Origin of the sequence: Streptomyces sp. YS415, assembly GCF_023544665.1 — a bacterium.
In the GTDB taxonomy this organism is placed as follows: Bacteria; Actinomycetota; Actinomycetes; order Streptomycetales; family Streptomycetaceae; genus Streptomyces.
On sequence record NZ_JAMJFL010000001.1, the window covers coordinates 212483 to 232233 of the forward strand.

General features: G+C 72.0%; 20 protein-coding genes. 14 read left to right on the forward strand and 6 right to left on the reverse strand.

The genetic code is table 11. From position 1 onward, the window contains the following. The first annotated feature begins 1 nt into the window (after position 1). Complete coding sequence (locus M8H82_RS00940; RefSeq protein WP_250070327.1) at positions 2-1144, forward strand: glycosyltransferase family 4 protein; 1143 nt, start codon at positions 2-4, stop codon at positions 1142-1144. A 77-nt stretch (positions 1145-1221) separates the two neighbouring features. Here the strand turns inward: M8H82_RS00940 and M8H82_RS00945 are convergent, their stop codons facing one another. Continuing rightward, positions 1222-3018 (reverse strand): long-chain fatty acid--CoA ligase, encoded by a 1797-nt coding sequence (locus tag M8H82_RS00945; RefSeq protein ID WP_250070328.1) that lies wholly within the window; start codon positions 3016-3018, stop codon positions 1222-1224. Positions 3019-3330: 312 nt separating this feature from the next. Here M8H82_RS00945 and M8H82_RS00950 point away from each other — a divergent pair, with 312 nt between their 5' ends. From M8H82_RS00950 to M8H82_RS00975, 6 genes are all read left to right on the forward strand, one after another. After that, a complete protein-coding gene (locus M8H82_RS00950; RefSeq protein ID WP_250070329.1) occupies positions 3331-4128 on the forward strand; it encodes a metallophosphoesterase in 798 nt (265 codons plus the stop codon). Positions 4129-4210: 82 nt separating this feature from the next. Continuing rightward, positions 4211-4654, forward strand: a complete 444-nt coding sequence (locus tag M8H82_RS00955) for an SRPBCC family protein (protein ID WP_250070330.1) — start codon at positions 4211-4213, stop codon at positions 4652-4654. A 35-nt stretch (positions 4655-4689) separates the two neighbouring features. After that, entirely contained in the window at positions 4690-5850 is a 1161-nt protein-coding gene (locus M8H82_RS00960) for an ArsA family ATPase (protein ID WP_250070331.1), read from the forward strand. A gap of 57 nt (positions 5851-5907) precedes the next feature. Beyond that, positions 5908-6396: a DUF5304 domain-containing protein gene (locus tag M8H82_RS00965; protein ID WP_250070332.1), complete on the forward strand. Its 489-nt coding sequence runs from the start codon at positions 5908-5910 to the stop codon at positions 6394-6396. Between the two features lie 130 nt (positions 6397-6526). Next, positions 6527-7480 (forward strand): ROK family glucokinase, encoded by a 954-nt coding sequence (locus M8H82_RS00970; protein ID WP_250070333.1) that lies wholly within the window; start codon positions 6527-6529, stop codon positions 7478-7480. Positions 7481-7545: 65 nt separating this feature from the next. Then, positions 7546-8265, forward strand: coding sequence for an endonuclease/exonuclease/phosphatase family protein (locus M8H82_RS00975; RefSeq protein ID WP_250070334.1), 720 nt, complete (start codon positions 7546-7548; stop codon positions 8263-8265). A gap of 93 nt (positions 8266-8358) precedes the next feature. Here M8H82_RS00975 and M8H82_RS00980 read toward each other — a convergent pair whose 3' ends face one another. Beyond that, the gene (locus M8H82_RS00980; protein ID WP_250070335.1) at positions 8359-8937 is read right to left on the reverse strand and encodes a hypothetical protein; all 579 of its coding nucleotides are present in this window, start codon (positions 8935-8937) and stop codon (positions 8359-8361) included. Then, a complete protein-coding gene (locus M8H82_RS00985) occupies positions 8930-9709 on the reverse strand; it encodes a carboxylesterase (RefSeq protein ID WP_250070336.1) in 780 nt (259 codons plus the stop codon). Before M8H82_RS00985 ends, M8H82_RS00980 begins: the two co-directional genes overlap by 8 nt. Before the next feature lie 149 nt (positions 9710-9858). On the opposite strand from M8H82_RS00985, the gene M8H82_RS00990 reads away from it, so the two are divergent. From M8H82_RS00990 to M8H82_RS01010, 5 genes are all read left to right on the forward strand, one after another. Beyond that, on the forward strand, positions 9859-10620 hold the full coding sequence (locus tag M8H82_RS00990; protein ID WP_250070337.1) for a 1-acyl-sn-glycerol-3-phosphate acyltransferase: 762 nt from the start codon (positions 9859-9861) through the stop codon (positions 10618-10620). A 31-nt stretch (positions 10621-10651) separates the two neighbouring features. Further along, entirely contained in the window at positions 10652-11863 is a 1212-nt protein-coding gene (macS, locus tag M8H82_RS00995) for a MacS family sensor histidine kinase (RefSeq protein WP_374211610.1), read from the forward strand. Next, positions 11860-12540, forward strand: a complete 681-nt coding sequence (locus M8H82_RS01000) for a response regulator transcription factor (protein ID WP_250070339.1) — start codon at positions 11860-11862, stop codon at positions 12538-12540. The genes macS and M8H82_RS01000 overlap by 4 nt, the downstream gene beginning before the upstream one ends. A gap of 108 nt (positions 12541-12648) precedes the next feature. Further along, positions 12649-13677 carry a 6-phosphofructokinase gene (locus tag M8H82_RS01005; protein WP_250070340.1) on the forward strand — a complete coding sequence of 343 codons (1029 nt, stop codon included), beginning with the start codon at positions 12649-12651 and terminating at the stop codon, positions 13675-13677. A gap of 63 nt (positions 13678-13740) precedes the next feature. Then, the gene (locus M8H82_RS01010; protein WP_250070744.1) at positions 13741-14736 is read left to right on the forward strand and encodes a 2-hydroxyacid dehydrogenase; all 996 of its coding nucleotides are present in this window, start codon (positions 13741-13743) and stop codon (positions 14734-14736) included. Here the strand turns inward: M8H82_RS01010 and M8H82_RS01015 are convergent. From M8H82_RS01015 to M8H82_RS01020, 3 genes are all read right to left on the reverse strand, one after another. Then, positions 14688-16568, reverse strand: coding sequence for an anthranilate synthase family protein (locus tag M8H82_RS01015; RefSeq protein WP_250070745.1), 1881 nt, complete (start codon positions 16566-16568; stop codon positions 14688-14690). The genes M8H82_RS01010 and M8H82_RS01015 overlap by 49 nt on opposite strands. A 122-nt stretch (positions 16569-16690) precedes the next feature. Then, entirely contained in the window at positions 16691-16753 is a 63-nt protein-coding gene (locus M8H82_RS36710; protein WP_374211617.1) for a trp operon leader peptide, read from the reverse strand. Positions 16754-16762: 9 nt separating this feature from the next. Beyond that, on the reverse strand, positions 16763-17350 hold the full coding sequence (locus M8H82_RS01020; RefSeq protein ID WP_250070341.1) for a TetR/AcrR family transcriptional regulator: 588 nt from the start codon (positions 17348-17350) through the stop codon (positions 16763-16765). 52 nt (positions 17351-17402) lie between these two features. On the opposite strand from M8H82_RS01020, the gene M8H82_RS01025 reads away from it, so the two are divergent. Next, entirely contained in the window at positions 17403-18329 is a 927-nt protein-coding gene (locus M8H82_RS01025) for a DUF2867 domain-containing protein (RefSeq protein ID WP_250070342.1), read from the forward strand. After that, complete coding sequence (locus M8H82_RS01030; protein ID WP_250070343.1) at positions 18326-19678, forward strand: class II 3-deoxy-7-phosphoheptulonate synthase; 1353 nt, start codon at positions 18326-18328, stop codon at positions 19676-19678. The genes M8H82_RS01025 and M8H82_RS01030 overlap by 4 nt, the downstream gene beginning before the upstream one ends. The last annotated feature ends 73 nt before the right edge of the window (positions 19679-19751 follow it).

Sequence of the window (19751 nt, forward strand, 5' to 3'; positions counted from 1 at the left end):
GATGCACAAGACGCTCATCGTGACGAACGACTTCCCGCCCCGCCCCGGCGGCATCCAGGCCTTCCTGCACAACATGGCCCTACGGCTGGACCCGGAGCGGCTGGTCGTCTACGCCTCCACCTGGAAGCGCGGCCAGGAGGGCGCCGAGGCCACGGCCGCCTTCGACGCCGACCAGCCCTTCACCGTCGTACGCGACTCCACGACGATGCTGCTGCCCACGCCCCGGGTGACCCGGCGGGCGCTGGGGCTGCTGCGGGAGCACGGCTGTACGTCGGTGTGGTTCGGGGCGGCGGCGCCGCTCGGCCTGATGGCCCCGGCGCTGCGCAAGGCCGGTGCCGAGCGCCTGGTCGCCACCACGCACGGCCACGAGGCCGGCTGGGCCCAGCTGCCCGCCTCCCGGCAGCTGCTGCGGCGGATCGGGGACTCGACGGACACCGTCACCTACCTCGGGGAGTACACCCGCTCCCGCATCGCGACCGCGCTCAGCCCCGCGGCGGCCCGGCGGATGGCGCAGCTCCCGCCGGGTGTCGACGAGAAGACCTTCCACCCCGGCTCCGGCGGTCCCGAGGTCCGCGCCCGCCTGGGGCTGACCGACCGCCCGGTGATCGTCTGCGTCTCCCGGCTGGTCCCGCGCAAGGGGCAGGACACCCTGATCCTGGCGATGCCCCGGATCCTGGTGAAGGAGCCGGACGCGGTCCTGCTGATCGTGGGCGGCGGCCCCTACGAGCGGGACCTGCGCAAGCTGGCCCACGAGACCCGGGTGGCCGACTCCGTCCACTTCACCGGCGCGGTCCCCTGGTCCGAGCTCCCCGCCCACTACGGCGCCGGCGACGTCTTCGCCATGCCCTGCCGTACGCGTCGGCGGGGCCTGGACGTGGAGGGGCTCGGCATCGTCTACCTGGAGGCCTCGGCGACGGGGCTGCCCGTGGTCGCGGGCGACTCGGGCGGGGCGCCGGACGCGGTCCTGGACGGCGAGACGGGCTGGGTGGTGCGCGGCGGCTCGCCCGAGCAGGCGGCCGACCGGATCGTCACCCTCCTCGGCGACGCGGAACTGCGCCGCCGGATGGGGGAGCGGGGCCGGGAGTGGGTCGAGGAGAAGTGGCGCTGGGACCTGCTGGCGGAGCGGCTCAAGGACCTGCTGTGAAGGACCTGCCGTAGCCGGACGGACGACAAAGGCGCGGGGCCCCCGACGGGGACCCCGCGCCTTCGCGCACCGGCTGGTCACTTGGCGTAGATCGCCTCGATCTCGTGCGCGAAGTCCTTCGCCACCACGTTCCGCTTGAGCTTCAGCGACGGCGTCAGATGGCCCGACTCCTCGCTGAACTGGGAGGGCAGGATGCGGAACTTGCGCACCGACTCCGCCTTGGACACCGCCGCGTTGCCGTCGTCGATCGCCGACTGGATCGCGGCCAGCAGGTCCGCGTCGTCGATCAGGGACGCCGCCGTGGCGCCCGCGGGCTTGCCGTGCTCGGCGGCCCAACGGCCCAGGAACTCCTCGTCGATGGTGACCAGGGCGCCCACGAACGGCCGCCCGTCGCCCACCACCATGCACTCGGCGACCAGCGCGTGCGCGCGGATCCGGTCCTCGATCACGGCCGGGGCGACGTTCTTGCCGCCCGCGGTGACCAGGATCTCCTTCTTGCGGCCGGTGATCCTGAGGTAGCCGTCCTCGTCGAGGGTGCCGATGTCACCGGAGTGGAACCAGCCGTCCCGCAGCGCTTCCTCGGTCGCGCCCGGGTTGTTCCAGTACTCCTTGAAGATGTGCTCGCCGTGCAGCAGCACCTCGCCGTCGTCGGCGATGCGCACCACCGAGCCGGGCAGCGGCTGGCCGACCGTGCCGATCTTCTGGCGGTCCCAGGGGTTGAACGCGGTGGCGGCACAGGTCTCGGTCAGGCCGTAGCCCTCCAGGACCGAGAAGCCGATGCCGCGGAAGAAGTGCCCCAGCCGCTCGCCGAGCGGGGCGCCGCCGGAGATGGCGTACTCGCCCCGGCCGCCGAGGACGGCGCGCAGCTTGCCGTAGACGAGCCGGTCGAAGACCTTGTGCTTGATCCGCAGGCCGACCGACGGGCCCGAAGCGGTGTCCAGCGCGCGGCTGTAGGCGATGGCGGTGTCCGCCGCCCTGTCGAAGATCTTGCCCTTGCCGTCCGCCTGCGCCTTGGCCCGCGCCGAGTTGTAGACCTTCTCGAAGACGCGCGGCACACCGAGGATCAACGTCGGCCGGAACTCGGCCAGTTCGGTGGTGAGGTCCTTGATGTCGGGCAGGCAGCCCAGCTTGATCGGCGCGATCATCGGGGCGATCTGCACCAGCCGGCCGAACACGTGCGCCAGCGGCAGGAACAGCAGCACCGAGCACTCGCCGGTACGGAACAGCGGGCGCAGCCGCTCGACGATGTTGCCGCACTCCGCGAAGAAGTTGCGGTGGGTGAGCACACAGCCCTTGGGGCGGCCGGTGGTGCCGGAGGTGTAGACGATGGTCGCCGGGTCGTCGGCCTTCGCCAGCGAGCTGCGCTCCTCGACCGTCTCGTCGCTGACGTCCTGTCCGAGCCTGCCCAGCTCCTCGACGCCGCCGCCCTCGATCTGCCACAGGTGCTTCAGGGCGGGCAGCCGGTCGCGCACCGACTCCACGGCGGCCGTGTGGCTGTCCAGCTCGGTCAGCACCGCGGTGGCGCCCGAGTCACCGAGGATCCACTGCACCTGCTCCGGGGAGCTGGTCTCGTACACCGGCACGGTCACCGCGCCCGCCGACCAGATGGCGAAGTCCAGCAGGGTCCACTCGTACCGGGTGCGGGACATCAGCCCGATCCGGTCGCCCGGCTGCACGCCGGCCGCGACGAGCCCCTTGGCGGCGGCGCGCACCTCGGCGAGGAAGGCGGTGGCCGTCACGTCCTGCCAGGCACCGCCCACCTTGCGCGCGATGACGGCGACGTCCGGGTGCTGCGCGGCGTTTCTGCGGACGATGTCCGTCAGATTGCCGTCCGCGGGGACCTCGTACATGGCCGGAAGGCTGAACTCGCGCAAGACTGCTGCTCCTCATAGGGCGCCGGCGCCACGACGTTGTGTGATGCGACGGTGCGGTCCAAGGCTCGGGCAGGTACCCAGGCATTTCCGGTGGTTGAAATCCTGAGCACGACTGGACTGCCCGGACGTTACCCGCCGGTATGGCGTCTTCGACAGAGGGCCCGGCGAGATGTTCGGTGCGTCACACGGATCGGTACCGCATGAATGGGTGCTTCTGCGCGCACAGTAGTCGACCCCTTTCACGACTGGCCAGTAACCGCAGGTCCGACCGCCACTGTTCACGCCTGCCGCACAGGCTTACGCTTGATCGCCATGGCATCCACACCATCCGGCAACAGCAGGACGCGCGTTCATGTGGTCAGCGACGTACACGGAAACGTCCGTGACCTGGCCAGAGCCGGGGACGGCGCGGACGCTTTGATCTGTCTGGGTGACCTGGTCCTCTTCCTCGACTACGCCGACCACTCCCGCGGCATCTTCCCCGACCTGTTCGGCGCCGAGAACGCCGACCGCATCGTCGAGCTGCGCACCGCCCGCCGCTACGACGAGGCACGCGAGTTCGGGGCCCGGCTGTGGGCCGGGATCGGCTCGGACCGCGGCGCGGTGATCGAGAAGGCGGTGCGCAAGCAGTACGCCGAGCTGTTCGCGGCCTTCCCGACGCCGACGTACGCCACCTACGGCAATGTCGACATGCCGCCGCTGTGGCCCGAGTACGCCGGGCCCGGCACGACCGTGCTGGACGGGGAGCGGGTGGAGATCGGCGGCCGGACGTTCGGCTTCGTCGGCGGCGGCCTCAGGACGCCGATGCGCACGCCCTACGAGATCAGCGACGAGGAGTACGCGGCGAAGATCGAGGCGCTGGGCGAGGTGGACGTGCTGTGCACCCACATCCCGCCGGAGGTGCCGGAACTGGTCTACGACACGGTGGCGCGGCGCTTCGAGCGGGGCAGCAGGGCGCTGCTGGAGGCGATCCGGCGGACGAAGCCGCGCTACTCGCTGTTCGGGCACGTCCACCAGCCGCTGGTGCGCCGGATGCGGATCGGGTCCACGGAGTGCGTGAACGTGGGGCACTTCGCCGGGACCGGCAAGCCGTGGGCGCTGGAATGGTGACCTCGGCTGCGCGGTAGCCTTCACGCTGCGCAGCCGTGCGCACGAGGACGACACACCGGCCGCATCTGGAGGAGCCACAGCGATGGCGGAACACACCAGCTCGAGCATCACGATCGAGGCGGCACCGGCCGACGTCATGGGGGTGATCGCCGACTTCGCCCGCTACCCGGACTGGACCGGCGAGGTGAAGGAGGCGGAGGTCCTCGCCACGGACGGCCAGGGCCGCGCCGAGCAGGTACGCCTGGTGATGGACGCCGGGGCGATCAAGGACGACCAGGTGCTCGCCTACACCTGGACCGGTGCGCACGAGGTCTCCTGGACGCTGGTGAAGTCCCAGATGCTGCGCTCGCTGGACGGCTCCTACATCCTCAAGCCCGCGGGCGCCGGGGCGACCGAGGTCACCTATGTGCTGACCGTGGACGTCAAGATCCCGATGCTCGGCATGATCAAGCGCAAGGCGGAGAAGGTTATCATCGACCGGGCGCTGGCCGGGCTGAAGAAGCGCGTGGAGTCCGGTTCCCAGTAAGGGACCCGGGTGGGCCTCCGTTACCGTTCACCCTCATGCGCACCATCTTGATCACGGGTCCGGGCGGCAGCGGTCGTACGACTGTTGCGGCCGCCACCGCACTCGCCGCCGCCCGCGCCGGTGATCGGGTCCTTGTGCTGAGCGCCGACCGCGCCGACACCCTCGGCGCCGTGCTCGGTACCCCCACCGGCCCCGAGCCGGTGACCGCCGACGAGCGGCTCACCGCCTGGCGGCCCGATGCCGCCGCCGGGTTCCGGGACGACCTCACCGCCTTCCAGGAGCGCGCCACCACCGCCCTCGATCTCCTCGGCGCCTCCCGGCTCGACCCCGAGGAGGTCACCCCTCTTCCCGGCGCCGAGGAGCTCACCCTGCTGCGCGCCCTGCGCGACGCGGCCCTCTCCGAGCGGCACGACCTGCTCGTCGTCGACCTCCCGGCCACCCCGCACGCCCTCGCCCTGCTCGCCCTCCCCGAGGAACTGCGCCGCTACCTGCGCCGGCTGCTGCCCTCCGAGCGGCAGGCGGCCCGCGCCCTGCGGCCCGTGCTCGGCCGGCTCGCCGGGGTCCCCATGCCCGCCGAGTGGCTCTACGAGACGGGGGCCCGCTGGGACGTCGAGCTCGCCGCCGTCGAAGCCGTCGTCGCCGACCCGCGCACCGCCGTACGCCTGGTCGCCGAGCCCGGCCCGGCCGGCGCCGACGCCGTGCGGGCCACCGGCCTCGCCCTCGCCCTGCGCGGACTGCGCCCCGACGTCCTGATCGCCAACCGGGTCGCCCCGGAGGAGTGGCCCGCCGGGCTCGTCGTCCAGCAGCGCAAGGTCCTGGAGGAGTGGCAGGAGACGTACGACGTCCGGGCCGTGCCCCACCTCGGACGCGATCCGCGCGGGGCCGACGACCTCGCCGCCCTGGCCGTCCCCGACGCCGTCAACCCGGTGTCCTCCACCGTCGAGTGGCCCGTCACCGACCACCTCGCCGACGACGGCGTGCTGGTGTGGAGCCTCCCGCTGCCCGGCGCCCTGCGCGACGACCTCGACCTCGTCCGGCGCGGGGACGAACTCGTCGTCACCGCGGGCCCCTTCCGCCGTATCGTCCCCCTGCCGTCCGCCCTGCGCCGGTGCTCCGTCGACGGAGCGGCGCTGCGCGACGGCGTGCTGCGGATCCGGTTCGCGCCGGACCCGCGGTTGTGGCCCGGGACCCGGTGAGGGCGGTACGCCCGTTCGGGTAACGTCGTAGGGACGAACCGTAGTCAGGAGTCCGTCATGAGCGAAGAGCTTTCGCCGTCCGACCCCTCGGGACCGGAGGCGCTCGACGAGGCACGGGCGTCCGACGCCGACGCGTGGGCGACGGCGTGCGCCGAGGACCTCGCCGCGGAGCAGGCCCGCCGTCGCACCCAGCACGGCCCGCCCCCCGGGTCGGCCGCCGAGGAACTGCGCAAGCTCGTCGACGCGGTCAGCGACAAGCTGACCTCGCTGCAGTCCCCGCTGTTCGGCGCGGTCGCCGGACCCGCCGCCCAGCAGGTGGTCAAGCAGGTCGTGGAGCAGGCGAAGGCCGCCGTCGAGCCCGTCATCGAACGCAACCCGGACGTCTTCGACCACCTCGCGGCGGCCGGGAACGAACTCCTCGCCGCCTACCGCTCCGCCGTCCAGGCCCAGGAACGCCGCTGGACCGCCGGCGACGACCGCGGCCCGGACGAGCGCCGGGACCGCGGCGACGAGTCCGGCCCCGGCGAGCGCATCGACCTGGACTGAGGGCGTCCGCCGCTGCAGAGGTCCTCGAACCGGACTCGTGCGCCTGTCTGCGGAGCGGACGACAGGAATCGCAGGGCAGGGGCTCGGGTACGGTTGGCCATAGCGGGGCTCGACCGAAACTGAGGGATTCATGGGACTCACCATCGGCGTCGACATCGGCGGCACGAAGATCGCGGCCGGCGTGGTCGACGAGGAAGGCAACATCCTCTCGACCCATACGGTGCCGACCCCGGGCACGCCCGAGGGCATCGTGGACGCCATCGCCTCCGCAGTCGAAGGCGCGCGCGCCGGGCACGAGATCGTCGGCGTGGGCATCGGCGCCGCCGGCTACGTCAACCGCCAGCGCTCGACGGTCTACTTCGCGCCGAACATCGACTGGCGCCAGGAGCCGCTGAAGGAGAAGGTCGAGGCCCGCGTGGGCCTTCCGGTCGTCGTGGAGAACGACGCCAACGCCGCGGCCTGGGGCGAGTACAAGTTCGGCGCCGGCAAGGGCCACCGCAACGTCATCTGCATCACGCTCGGCACAGGCCTCGGCGGCGGCATCATCGTCGGCAACAAGCTGCGCCGCGGCCACTTCGGCGTCGCCGCCGAGTTCGGCCACATCCGCATGGTCCCGGACGGGCTGCTGTGCGGCTGCGGCTCGCAGGGCTGCTGGGAGCAGTACGCCTCCGGCCGCGCCCTCGTCCGGTACGCCAAGCAGCGCGCCAACGCCACCCCGGAGCGCGCCGAGACGCTGCTCGCCCTGGGCAACGGCCACCCCGACGGCATCGAGGGCAAGCACATCTCCGTCGCCGCCCGGCAGGGCGACCCGGTCGCCGTCGACTCCTACCGCGAGCTCGCCCGCTGGGCCGGCGCGGGCCTCGCCGACCTGGCCTCCCTGTTCGACCCGTCGGCGTTCATCGTCGGCGGCGGCCTCTCCGACGAGGGCGAGCTGGTCCTGGACCCGATCCGCAAGTCCTACAAGCGCTGGCTGGTGGGCGGCAACTGGCGCCCGGTGGCCGACGTGATCGCGGCCCAGCTGGGCAACAAGGCGGGCCTGGTGGGGGCGGCGGACCTGGCGAGGGAACCCGACCCGGCCATGTGACTCCCTCACGGGGCGCGGGGCGTACACGCCCCGCGCCCCGAGTCGGGGGCGTTACATTGCTCCGTATGTCTGACGGTTCGGCCCTCGTCCGGGTCCTGAGCTACAACATCCGCTCGATGCGGGACGACACCGCCGCACTGGCCAGGGTGATCCGGGCCTGCGCACCCGATCTCGTGCTGGTGCAGGAGGCTCCCCGCTTCTTCCGCTGGCGCAAGAAACTGGCCCGCCTGGCCCGGGCCTCCGATCTGGTCGTCCTCACCGGCGGCGGCACCGCCGCGGGCCCCGCGATCCTGTGCGGCCTGCGTGCCACGGTCGAGCGCACCGAGGACGTCCTCCTCCCGCTCACGCCGGGGATGCACCGCCGCGGCTTCGCCACCGCGGTGGTCCGTTTCGGCTCCGCCCGGGTGGGCGTCCTCAGCTGCCATCTCAGCCTGCAGAAGGACGAGCGCTACGAGCAGGGCGGCATGCTCCTGGACCGGCTGGCCGCCCTCGGTGTGCAGCACGCGATCGCCGGCGGCGACCTCAACGAACGCCCCCACGGCCGCACCTTCCGGCGTCTCGCCGACGATCTCCAGGACTGCTGGGCGGTGGCCCCCTGCGGCGGGGAGTACACCTCCACCCCCGCCGACCCGCACCAGCGCATCGACGCGATCCTCGCGACCAAGGGCATCGAGGTCCTGAGCTGCGGGGTCCCGCTGGACCATCCCGGCGTGTCCGGGGCCGACCTCGTGCGGGCCACGGATCACCTGCCGGTGCTGGCGGTCCTTCGCGTGCCCGCGGCCTGAACCGGCGTCGAGCGGAAACGCCCGAGGGCGGCCCGAACCGTCTCCCGGTCCCGGCCGCCCTCGGCATCCCCGCGTTCTGAAACTCCGCGCCCTTTAGACGACTGCTCCCCGCCCGGGATCGTCGTCGTCCTCGTCGCCCGTCCGCATCCGCATCACCAGCGTGGCGAATCCGCCCAGGAAGCCGCCGATGCCCAGCGTGGTGAGCCACCAGGTCATCTCCCAGCCTAGCAGCACCGCGAGCAGCAGCAGTATCGGTCCGCCGAGCACCGCCAGCCACGCGAACTTCGCCGTGGTGTCCGCCGCGGGCAGCTCCGGCGGCTCCGGCGGCACGAAGTGCCCCTCGTCGTCCTCGTCGAAGTCCCCGTCCGTCGGCTCGGGCGCCGAGTAGTCGCGGGGGCCGACGCCGGGCGCGAAGGCGACGGAGCCGCCCAGCGGCCGCACCGGCTCGGTCAGCGTGTCCCCGTCGGTCTTCTCGGCCTCGGCCTCGTCGTCGTTGGTCTCGACCTCCAGCAGCGCCAGATCCTCGACGGACTTGAACGGCTTGGACCCCGGCGGGTCCACCGGCTCGTCGCCGTACCCGGCGACGATGGCCGCCCAGGCGGCGTCCTCGTCGAAACGGGCACCCTGGTCGTCCGGCTCGCGATCCTCGCGGTCGGAGTCGTGCTCAGCCACCTACGGCCGTCCCTTCCTTGCCGAGACCGGATGCGAGCCGGGTCATGAACGCGTGGCTCTCCTCGAAGATCCGGTCCGCGTCATGGTCCAACGTCGCCACGTGGTAGCTCTGTTCCAGCACGATCTCCGTCACGTCCGTCGACGACACCCGGCTGAGCACGCGGGCCGAGTCGGCCGGCGGCACGACATGGTCCTGCGGGCTGCGCAGCAGCAGCAGCGGCTGGGTGACCTGCGGCAGCTCACCGTCGACCAGCCGGAAGAACTGCCGCAGGGAGTGCGCCGCGTGCAGCGGCACCCGGGTGTAGCCGATCTCCTCGCTGCCCTCCTTGGCGATGTCGCTGGCGATGCCCTTCGTCGTGGGCACGAAGTGCCGGACCACCGGGAGGGCGTGGGCGGCCAGGCCGTGCACCTTGTTGGCGGGGTTGACCACGACCACGCCGTCGATCGCGTCGCCGTGCTTGGCGGCCAGCCGGAGCGCCAGGGCGCCGCCCATCGACAGACCGGCCACGAACAGGCGCGAGGAGCGCTCCCGCAGCGCGCGCAGCTCGCGGTCCACCTCCGCGTACCAGTCCTGCCAGCCGGTGAGCCGGAGGTCCTCCCAACGGGTGCCGTGCCCGGGCAGCAGCGGCAGCGAGACGGTCATACCGCGCTCGGCGAGATACTCCGCCCAGGGGCGCAGCGACTGCGGGGAACCGGTGAAGCCGTGGCAGAGGAGAACGGACGTCTCCCCGCCCTCATGGCGGTACGGCTCGGCTCCAGGAAGGACCGGCACCTTCGGTCTCCTGTTCATGAGGTCGGTTGCAGGTACTTCACCGTACGCGACCGCACTGACACCGACCAGGGCCGACGGCCTCTTTGACGGCGCTCCGGGTTAAGGTCTCATCGACACGCACAGGAGGCACTCGGTTGTTGTACGGCGCGATGAAGGTATCCATCGGGGGGCCGCTGAAGCTCGCCTTCAGGCCCTGGGTGGAAGGCCTGGAGAACGTCCCCGCCGAGGGCCCCGCCATCCTGGCGAGCAACCACCTCTCGTTCTCCGACTCGTTCTTCCTGCCCGCGGTCCTCGACCGCAAGGTCACCTTCATCGCGAAGGCCGAGTACTTCACGACCCCGGGCCTCAAGGGCCGGCTGACGGCCGCGTTCTTCAAGGGCGTCGGCCAGCTCCCGGTGGACCGCTCCGGCGCGCGCGGCGCGGGCGAGGCGGCCATCAAGAGCGGTATAGAGGTGCTGGAGCGCGGCGAGCTGTTCGGCATCTACCCCGAGGGCACCCGCTCGCCCGACGGCCGGCTCTACCGGGGCAAGCCCGGCGGCCTCGCGCGCGTGGCGCTCGCCACCGGGGCGCCGGTCATCCCGGTCGCCATGATCGACACGGAGAAGATCCAGCCGCCGGGGAAGGTCGTGCCCAAGCTGATGCGGCCGGGCATCCGGATCGGCAGGCCGCTGGACTTCAGCCGCTACCAGGGCATGGAGCACGACCGCTTCGTCCTGCGCGCGGTGACCGACGAGGTCATGTACGAGATCATGAAGCTCTCCGGCCAGGAGTACGTCGACATCTACGCCACCGCCGCCAAGCGCCGGCTCGCGGAGGAGGCGAAGGCGGAGAAGGAGGCGGAGAAGGCCGCGAAGGCCGCTCTCGCCAAGGCCGAGAAGGAACAGGCGGACAAGGAGAAGTCCGAGTCCTAGACGCGGCGGTGCCGTTCGGGGGGTGGGGGAGTTGGCCAGGCGCGAGAAGGTCCTGAGGATGTCGGTCGAGCAGCCGCTGTGGCGTGCGCTCATGGGGTACCGGATCCTCACCCTGCTGTACGCGATCGGCCTGTTCATCAGCGCCTACGACGAGTTCGCGCGCCCCTGGGCCGCCGTCGCCTACTTCGCCGTACTGACCGTGTGGACGTTCGCGACCCTCCCCAAGGTGGCGAACGCCGCCGCCTGCACCAAGCCCTTCCTGGCCGCCGATCTGACGCTCGCGCTCGTCGGCATCCTGCTCACCGGGGTCGCCGACTCGGCCGCCCACATCGAGGCGGGCAGCCCGACCCTGCCGTCGATATGGACGGCCGGTTCCGTGCTGGCGTTCGCCATCAAGGGCGGCTGGCGCTGGGCGGCCTTCGCCTCCACCCTGGTCGCCGTCGCCAACCTCGTGCACCGCGGCTCCCCGACCCGCGACACCGTCCACGCGGTGATCCTCGTCTGGGTGGCCTCCATCGCCATCGGCTACGTCGTCGAGGTCGCCCGCGCCTCCGAGCGCACCCTCGCCCGCGCCCTGGAGATCGAGGCCGCGACCCGGGAACGCGAACGGCTGGCCCGGGACATCCACGACAGCGTCCTGCAGGTGCTCGCCATGGTGCAGCGGCGCGGTGCCGTCATCGGCGGCGAGGCGGCCGAACTGGGGCGCCTCGCCGGCGAGCAGGAGGTGGCGCTGCGCACCCTGGTCTCCGGCGGGCTGACCCCGGTGTCCCGGGTGTCGGAGAACGCGGCCGAGGGGGCCCTGGTCAGGGCCGTGGACGAAGAGCCCGACGCGGACGGCCCGCTCGATCTGCGGGCGCTGCTCGCGCCCTACGCCGGGTCCCGGACCAGCCTCGCCGAACCCGGGGCGCCCGTGGTGCTGCCGCCGGCCGCCGCGCAGGAGCTGGCCGCGGCCGTCGGGGCCGCCCTGGACAATGTCCGGGAGCACGCCGGCGAGCAGGCGCGCGCGTGGATCCTGGTGGAGGACGAGCCGGACGCGGTGATCGTGACCGTCCGGGACGACGGCCCCGGCATCCCCGAGGGGCGGCTCGCGCAGGCCGAGGGCGAGGGACGGCTCGGGGTCGCGCTGTCGATCCGGGGGCGGCTGCGGGACATCGGGGGCAGCGCGGAGCTGATCTCGGTGCCCGGGCAGGGCACGGAAGTCGAACTGAAGGTACCGAAGCAGATGTCCCGGGGGATGCGATGAGCGAGCAGGGCGGACCGATCAAGGTGATGGTGGTCGACGACCACCCGATGTGGCGCGACGCCGTCGCCCGGGACCTGAGCGAGTCCGGGCTGGAGGTGGTCGCCACCGCGGGCGACGGCGAGCAGGCCGTGCGCCGCGCCAAGGCCGTGGGCCCCGACGTGCTCGTCCTCGACCTCAACCTGCCCGTCAAGCCCGGCGTCCAGGTCTGCAAGGAACTCGTCGCCCACAACCCGGCCCTGCGCGTGCTGGTCCTGTCCGCGAGCGGGGAGCACGCCGACGTCCTGGAGGCCGTGAAGTCCGGCGCCACCGGCTATCTGCTGAAGTCGGCGTCCACGGAGGAACTCCTCGACGCGGTCCGCCGTACCGCCGTCGGCGACCCGGTGTTCACCCCGGGCCTGGCCGGGCTCGTCCTCGGCGAGTACCGGCGCCTCGCCTCCGAACCCGCCCCCGCCGACCGCGACACCGGCCGGCCGGGTGCCCCGCAGCTCACCGACCGCGAGACCGAGGTGCTGCGGCTGGTCGCCAAGGGCCTGAGCTACAAGCAGATCGCCGAGCGGCTCGTGATCTCCCACCGGACCGTGCAGAACCACGTCCAGAACACCCTCGGCAAGCTCCAGTTGCACAATCGCGTGGAACTCGTTCGGTACGCCATCGAGCGCGGACTTGACGACGCGTAAACGAACCTCCTGCTGTTTCACCGGAATTGCGGCTCCGACCCATCCCTGAGTGACCTGGATCACTATTAGCGTGGCCTTTCCAGGCAACCGCGGCGAAGGGACATTTCCATGCGGGTCGGAGTACTGACCGGAGGCGGCGACTGCCCCGGTCTCAACGCCGTCATCCGGGCCATCGTCCGCAAGGGCGTACAGGAGTACGGCTACGACTTCACCGGCTTCCGGGACGGCTGGCGCGGTCCGCTCGACGGCGACAGCGTCCGTCTCGACATCCCCGCCGTACGCGGCATCCTGCCCCGCGGCGGCACGATCCTCGGATCCTCGCGCACCAACCCCCTCCAGCACGAGGACGGCATCCGGCGGATCAAGGAGAACCTGGCCAAGCAGGAGGTCGACGCGCTCATCACGATCGGCGGCGAGGACACCCTCGGGGTGGCCGCGCAGCTGTCGGACGAGTACGGCGTGCCCTGTGTCGGCGTCCCGAAGACCATCGACAACGACCTGTCCGCCACCGACTACACCTTCGGCTTCGACACCGCCGTCGGCATCGCGACCGAGGCCATCGACCGCCTGCACACCACCGCCGAGTCCCATATGCGGGTCCTCGTCGTGGAGGTGATGGGCCGTCACGCCGGGTGGATCGCCATCCACTCCGGCCTCGCGGGCGGCGCCAACGTCATCCTCATCCCCGAGCAGCGCTTCGACATCGAGAAGGTGTGCGCCTGGGTGACCTCCCGCTTCAAGGCGTCGTACGCCCCCATCGTGGTCGTCGCCGAGGGCGCCATGCCCAAGGACGGCGAGATGGTGCTCAAGGACGGGTCGCTGGACTCCTTCGGGCACGTCCGGCTCTCCGGCGTCGGCGAGTGGCTGGCCAAGGAGATCGAGAGGCGCACCGGCAAGGAGGCCCGCACCACCGTCCTCGGGCACGTCCAGCGCGGCGGCACCCCCAGCGCCTTCGACCGCTGGCTCGCCACCCGCTTCGGACTGCACGCCATCGAGGCGGTCCGCGACGGCGACTTCGGCAAGATGGTCGCCCTGCGCGGCACGGACATCGTCCGCGTCCCGATCGCGGACGCCACGGCGAAGCTGAAGACGGTCGATCCGGCACTCTACGAGGAGGTCGGGGTCTTCTTCGGCTGACCGGGCAGCCGAGGGTTATGGGCCGTATATTCGGCCCATAACCCTATGATCCGGGAGCCTGTCGTGGAGATCCTCGCCTTCGGCGTCCAGGCGGACGAGAAGCCCCTGATCGAGCGCGCCTTCGCCGGTCACCACGAGGTGCGCTGTCTGGACGTCTTCCTCAACGAGGACACCGCTCCGATCGCGGCCGGCTACGAGGCGATCTCCACCAGCGTCAACGCCGACCTCGGCGCGCGCGTCCTGGAGCTCCTGGCGGCGGGCGGCACGCGGATGGTCGCCCAGCGCTCCACCGGGTTCAACAACATCGACCTGGACGTCGCCGAGCGGCTCGGCATGACGGTCGCCCGGGTGTCGTACTACTCGCCGTACGCGGTCGCCGAGTTCGCCTGGGCGCTCGCCATGGCCGTCAACCGCCGTATCGTGCGCGCCTCCACCCGCACCCGGGACTTCGACTTCCGGCTCGACGGGCTGATGGGCCGCGACATGCACGGCCGCACCGCCGGCGTCCTCGGCACCGGCAAGATCGGCGAGGCGTTCGCCCGCATCGCCCACGGCTTCGGCATGCGGCTGCTCGGCTGGGACGTCGCCGAGAACCCGGCCTGCATGGAGCTCGGCATGCGCTACGTCCCCAAGGACCAGCTGCTCGCCGACTCCGATCTGGTCAGCCTGCACGTGCCGCTGATGCCCGAGACCCAGCACCTGATCGACGGGCCCGCCCTGAAGGCGATGCGGGACGACGCGATCCTGGTGAATTCCAGCCGCGGCGGCCTGATCGACACCGCGGCCCTCGTCGCGGAGCTGCGCGAGGGCCGCTTCACCGGCGTCGGCCTCGATGTGTACGAGGCGGAGGCGGGCCTGTTCTTCCTCGACAAGTCCCTGCAGGCGATCGAGGACGACGTCCTGGCCCGGCTGGTCACCTTCCCGAACGTCCTGGTCACCTCGCACCAGGCGTACTACACCGTGGACGCCGTCGGCCAGATCGTCGACGCCACGGTGCAGAACGTCCTGGACTACACGGAGGGCCGCCGCTCGAAGAACGTGCTGGTGCCGCGCAGCTGACCGACCAGCTCCCGCACGATCGAGGCGCCGTTCAGCGTCAGCACCGACTCGGGGTGGAACTGCACCCCGGCGAAACCGGGCCCGCGCAGCGCGTGCACCTCGCAGGACGCGCTCCGGCTGATCTCGACACCGTGGGCGGCCAGTTCACCGGCTGCCTCGTCGTCGCAGCGGGCCACGAAGCTGTTGTAGAACCCGACGGTCTCGGGCCGCCCGAACAGCTCGACCGACGTCTGCGCCCCCTGGTACGGGACCTCCTTCCGGACGATCTCGAGCCCCAGCTCGGCCGCGATCAGCTCGTGCCCGAGGCAGACGCCGAGGACGCCGTGCCGGTGGCCGCGGAGCACCTCGGCGGTCAGGGCCCGCAGGAAGCGCATCTTGGGGTCGGCGGTGTCGGACGGGTCACCGGGACCGGGGCCGAGCACGACCGGCCCCTCGTGCGCGCGGGCGGCTTCCGCCAGGCCCGGCTCGTCGTAGCGCCGGACGGTGACGTCGAGCCCGCTGGAGCGCAGCACGTGCGCGAGCATCGCCGTGAAGGTGTCCTCGCCGTCGACGACCAGGGCGTGCCCGGTGAGCTCCGCGGCCCGCTCCTGCATCCGCAGCCAGAACGGGGCGAGCGAGGCCCGGCGCCCGTCGAGGGCGGCACGCACGCGGGGGTCGTCGGTCAGCTTGGGGCGGGTGCCGTCCGTGCGGGGCCGGGACGGGCGCACCCCGAGGGCGGCCAGCACGCCCGCCGCCTTGGCGTGGGTCTCGGCGACCTCGCTCTCTGCGTCGGAGCCCCGCACGAGGGTCGCGCCGACCGGAACCCGCAGCCGCCCGTCGGCGTCGATGTCCGCGGTGCGGATGAGGATGGGGGAGTCGAGGGTCTGCGCGCCACCGGAGTCCCGGCCGAGCAGCGCCAGGGCCCCCGCGTAGTAGCCGCGCCCGCCGACCTCGTGGCGCTCGATGACCCGGCAGGCGTTCTGCACCGGGGAGCCGGTGACGGTGGCCGCGAACATGGTCTCCTTCAGCACCTCCCGCACGTCCAGCGAGGACTTCCCGCGCAACTCGTACTCGGTGTGCGCCAGATGGGCCATCTCCTTCAGCCGGGGCCCGATCACCACCCCGCCCATGTCCCCGACGGTGCACATCATCTTGAGCTCCTCGTCGACGACCATCGACAGCTCCTCGATCTCCTTGCCGTCGGCGAGGAAGTCCAGCAGATGCCCCGGGGTCGGCCCCTCGGCGGGATAGCGGTACGTCCCGCTGATCGGGTTCATCACGACGGTGCCGCCGGACATCCGCACATGCACCTCGGGGCTCGCGCCGACCAGGGTGCGCTCCCCGGTGTGCACGACGAACGTCCAGTACGCGCCCCGCTCGCCCTCCAGCAGCCGCCGGAACAGCGCGAGGGCGTCGGCTCTGCCGAACCCGGGGATCTCGCCCTCGTAGGTCCGCCGGATCACGAAGTTCGCGCCCTCGCCCCGCCCGATCTCCTCCCGCAGCACGCGCCCGACGATCTCGGCGTACTCCTCGTCGCCGACGTCGAAGCGGCCGCCCCGGACGTCCACGTCGTGGGCGGGGAGCTGGTCCAGTGCCCGGGCGAGGGGGATTGCGTGGGTCTCCTCGGGGACCAGCACCGTCAGGGGCGTGCCGTCGTCCCGGACGTCGAAGCCCCGCTCGCGGATCTGGCGGAAGGGCACGAGCGCGAGGCCCTCCTCGGGCAGGTCGGCGAGGCGGTCGCAGGAGTGGACCGGGCCGAGGAGGACTTCCACGGTGTTCTCGTCGTGGCCCGGCGTGCGGCGGCGCAGCAGGGCGAACGGGCGGGGATCGTCGAGCAGGTCGAGCAGCCGCATGGGTGCGTGCTGCGTGGGTCCGTGCTGCATGGGTCCGTTTCCTTCTCGCTGAGAGGAACGGACCCCGGAAAACACCGAAGGCCGCCCCTCGGGCGGCCTTCGCGAAGTGTGGGTACGCGCAGTCAGTGGGCCGCCGGAGAAGCGGTCCACCACCAGTTCTGGTTCTGGGTCGGGTGCGCGAACATGCCCCGACCCTAACGCATCAGCAGCAGATCCAGGGCGCGGTCGAGATAACCCGTCAGCCCGTCCCCCTCCGGCAGCGTGGCCGGGACGGCGTGGGCGAGCTGGGCGTGCCCCAGGTAGACGCTGTACGCGAGCAGCCCGCGCCGCCTGGCCTCCGGCTCGGGGAAACCGGCCTCGGTGAAGAGCCGGGCCACATAGGCGACCCGGCGTTCGGTGACCCGGCCGAGCACCGCCGCGACGCGCGGGTCGTCGGCGGTGGCCAGCAGGGTGACCTCCAGCGTGTCGTCCGCGGTGGACCCGATCGCCTCGGCGAACAGCAGCCGCAGCCGCCGCTCGGGGTCGGGCTCCGTCTCCAGCTCGGTGATGAGCACCTCGGTCTGGGTCTCGGCCCAGCGTTCCAGCGCCGCCTCGATCAGGGCGTCCCGGTTGGCGAAGTGCCAGTAGAAGCTGCCCTTGGTGGTGCCGAGCCGGGTGGCGAGCGGTTCCACCGCGACCGCGGCGAGCCCGCCCTCACTCATCGCGAGGAGGGCGGCGTCGGCCCAGTCGTCGGCGCTCAGCCGGGCCTTGCCGGAGGTCTTGCGAGGGGGGCGTTGCACCATGACCGTACGGTACCGTACGGTTGACCATACGCCACCGTATGGAGGTGCTCCGATGGGCACTGTACGCAACGTTCACGACCGCATCCTGGCCGCGCCCGCCGAGCGGGTGGGCGCCCTCCTGGACCGGCTCTCCGGCCCCGACGACCCGCTCTTCCCTAGCCCCGCCTGGGCCCCCCTCCGCCTCGACCGGCCGCTCGCCGTCGGCGCCGCCGGCGGACACGGCCCGGTGCGCTACTCGGTCGCCGCCTACGAGCCCGGCCGCCGGATCCGCTTCGCCTTCGACCCGCCCGGCACGGGCTTCCACGAGCTCTCCGTCGAGTCGCTCGGCCCCGGCCGCTGCCGTATCCGGCACGTCCTGGAGCAGCCCCTGCCGCCTCGGGAGCGCCTGGGCTGGCTGCTCGCGGTGCGCGCGCTGCACGGCACGGTCATCGAGGAACTGTTCGACAACGCCGAGCGGGCCGCCACCGGATCCGTGGCCCGCCCCGTGCGCCGGGGCCGCTACGTCCGCCTGCTCCAGCGCCTCAGCTGGGACCGCCCGGAGAGCGTCGAGGTTCCCGCCGGGGCCGCCCTGCTGCACGCCGCCTTCCCCGCCACCGACTACGCCGACGCCTACGCCCTGGACCTGCGCCCGGGCATGCCGACCGAGCCGGCGGCCTGGGAGGGCACGCTGCTGAGGACCCCGGTGTTCGGCCGTACGGACCGCGAGGTCCTGCTCGGCCAGGACGCGGGGCATCTGGACTACCGGGTGTCGGTCCTGCTGGACGCGGCGGCCCGCACGGTGACCCTCGGCTCGGTGGTCCGCATCCACAACCGGCGGGGCCGTCTGTACTGGTCGGTGGTCCGCCACGCGCACCCCTTCATGGCCCGGCTGATGCTCCGGCGCACCCATCGGCGGCTGGCCCTGGCGGCCGGCGGGGCGTCTCACTTGGTGAGCCAGGGAATGGACGGCGGGGACAACCCCGTAGTGTTGACGTCGTGACCGTGAACGCTAAGACCAGCGCCAGCGCTGACAACACCTGGCGAGACCTGCCCGCGGCGCAGCAGCCCGAGTACCCCGACACCGAGGCTCTGCGCGCAGTGATCGCGGACCTTGAGTCGTATCCGCCGCTCGTCTTCGCGGGCGAGTGCGACCAGCTGCGCGCCCGGATGGCGGCCGTCGCCAAGGGAGAGGCGTTCCTCCTCCAGGGCGGCGACTGCGCCGAGGCGTTCGACGCGGTGTCCGCCGACCAGATCCGCAACAAGCTCAAGACCCTGCTCCAGATGGGCGCCGTGCTGACGTACGCCGCCTCGGTGCCGGTCGTGAAGGTCGGCCGCATCGCCGGTCAGTACTCCAAGCCGCGCTCCAAGCCGACCGAGACCCGCGACGGCTTGACGCTGCCGACCTACCGCGGCGACTCCGTCAACGGCTTCGACTTCACCGAGGCCGCCCGGATCCCGGACCCCGAGCGCCTGAAGCGGATGTACAACGCCTCCGCCTCCACGCTCAACCTGGTCCGCGCCTTCACCACCGGCGGCTACGCCGACCTGCGCCAGGTGCACGCCTGGAACCAGGACTTCGTGAAGTCGTCCCCCTCCGGCCAGCGCTACGAGCAGCTGGCCCGCGAGATCGACCAGGCGCTGAACTTCATGCACGCCTGCGGGGCCGACCCGGAGGAGTTCAAGACGGTCGAGTTCTACTCCTCGCACGAGGCGCTGCTGCTGGACTACGAGTCGGCGCTGACCCGCGTGGACTCCCGCACCGGCCGGCTCTACGACGTCTCCGCGCACATGGTGTGGATCGGTGAGCGCACCCGGCAGCTGGACCACGCGCACATCGAGTTCGCCTCGAGGATCCGCAACCCGATCGGCATCAAGCTCGGCCCGACGACCACGGCCGAGGAGGCGCTGCAGTACATCGAGCGCCTGGACCCGGAGCGCGAGCCGGGCCGGCTGACCTTCATCGTCCGCATGGGCGCCGACAAGGTCCGCGACAAGCTCCCGGAGCTGATCGAGAAGGTCACCGCCTCGGGCGCCACGGTGGCCTGGGTGACCGACCCGATGCACGGCAACACCTTCGAGGCGGCCTCCGGTCACAAGACCCGCCGCTTCGACGACGTGCTCGACGAGGTCAAGGGCTTCTTCGAGGTCCACAAGTCGCTGGGCACCCACCCGGGCGGCATCCACGTCGAGCTCACCGGTGACGATGTCACCGAGTGCGTGGGCGGCGGCGACGAGATCTTCGTCGACGACCTGCACCAGCGCTACGAGACGGCCTGCGACCCCCGCCTGAACCGCAGCCAGTCCCTGGACCTGGCCTTCCTGGTCGCGGAGATGTACAGGGACCAGTAGCCGGTTCGGCTGTTACACAGGAGCACAGTGGGGCGCGGATCACATTCGATCCGCGCCCCACACCACTTTTGCG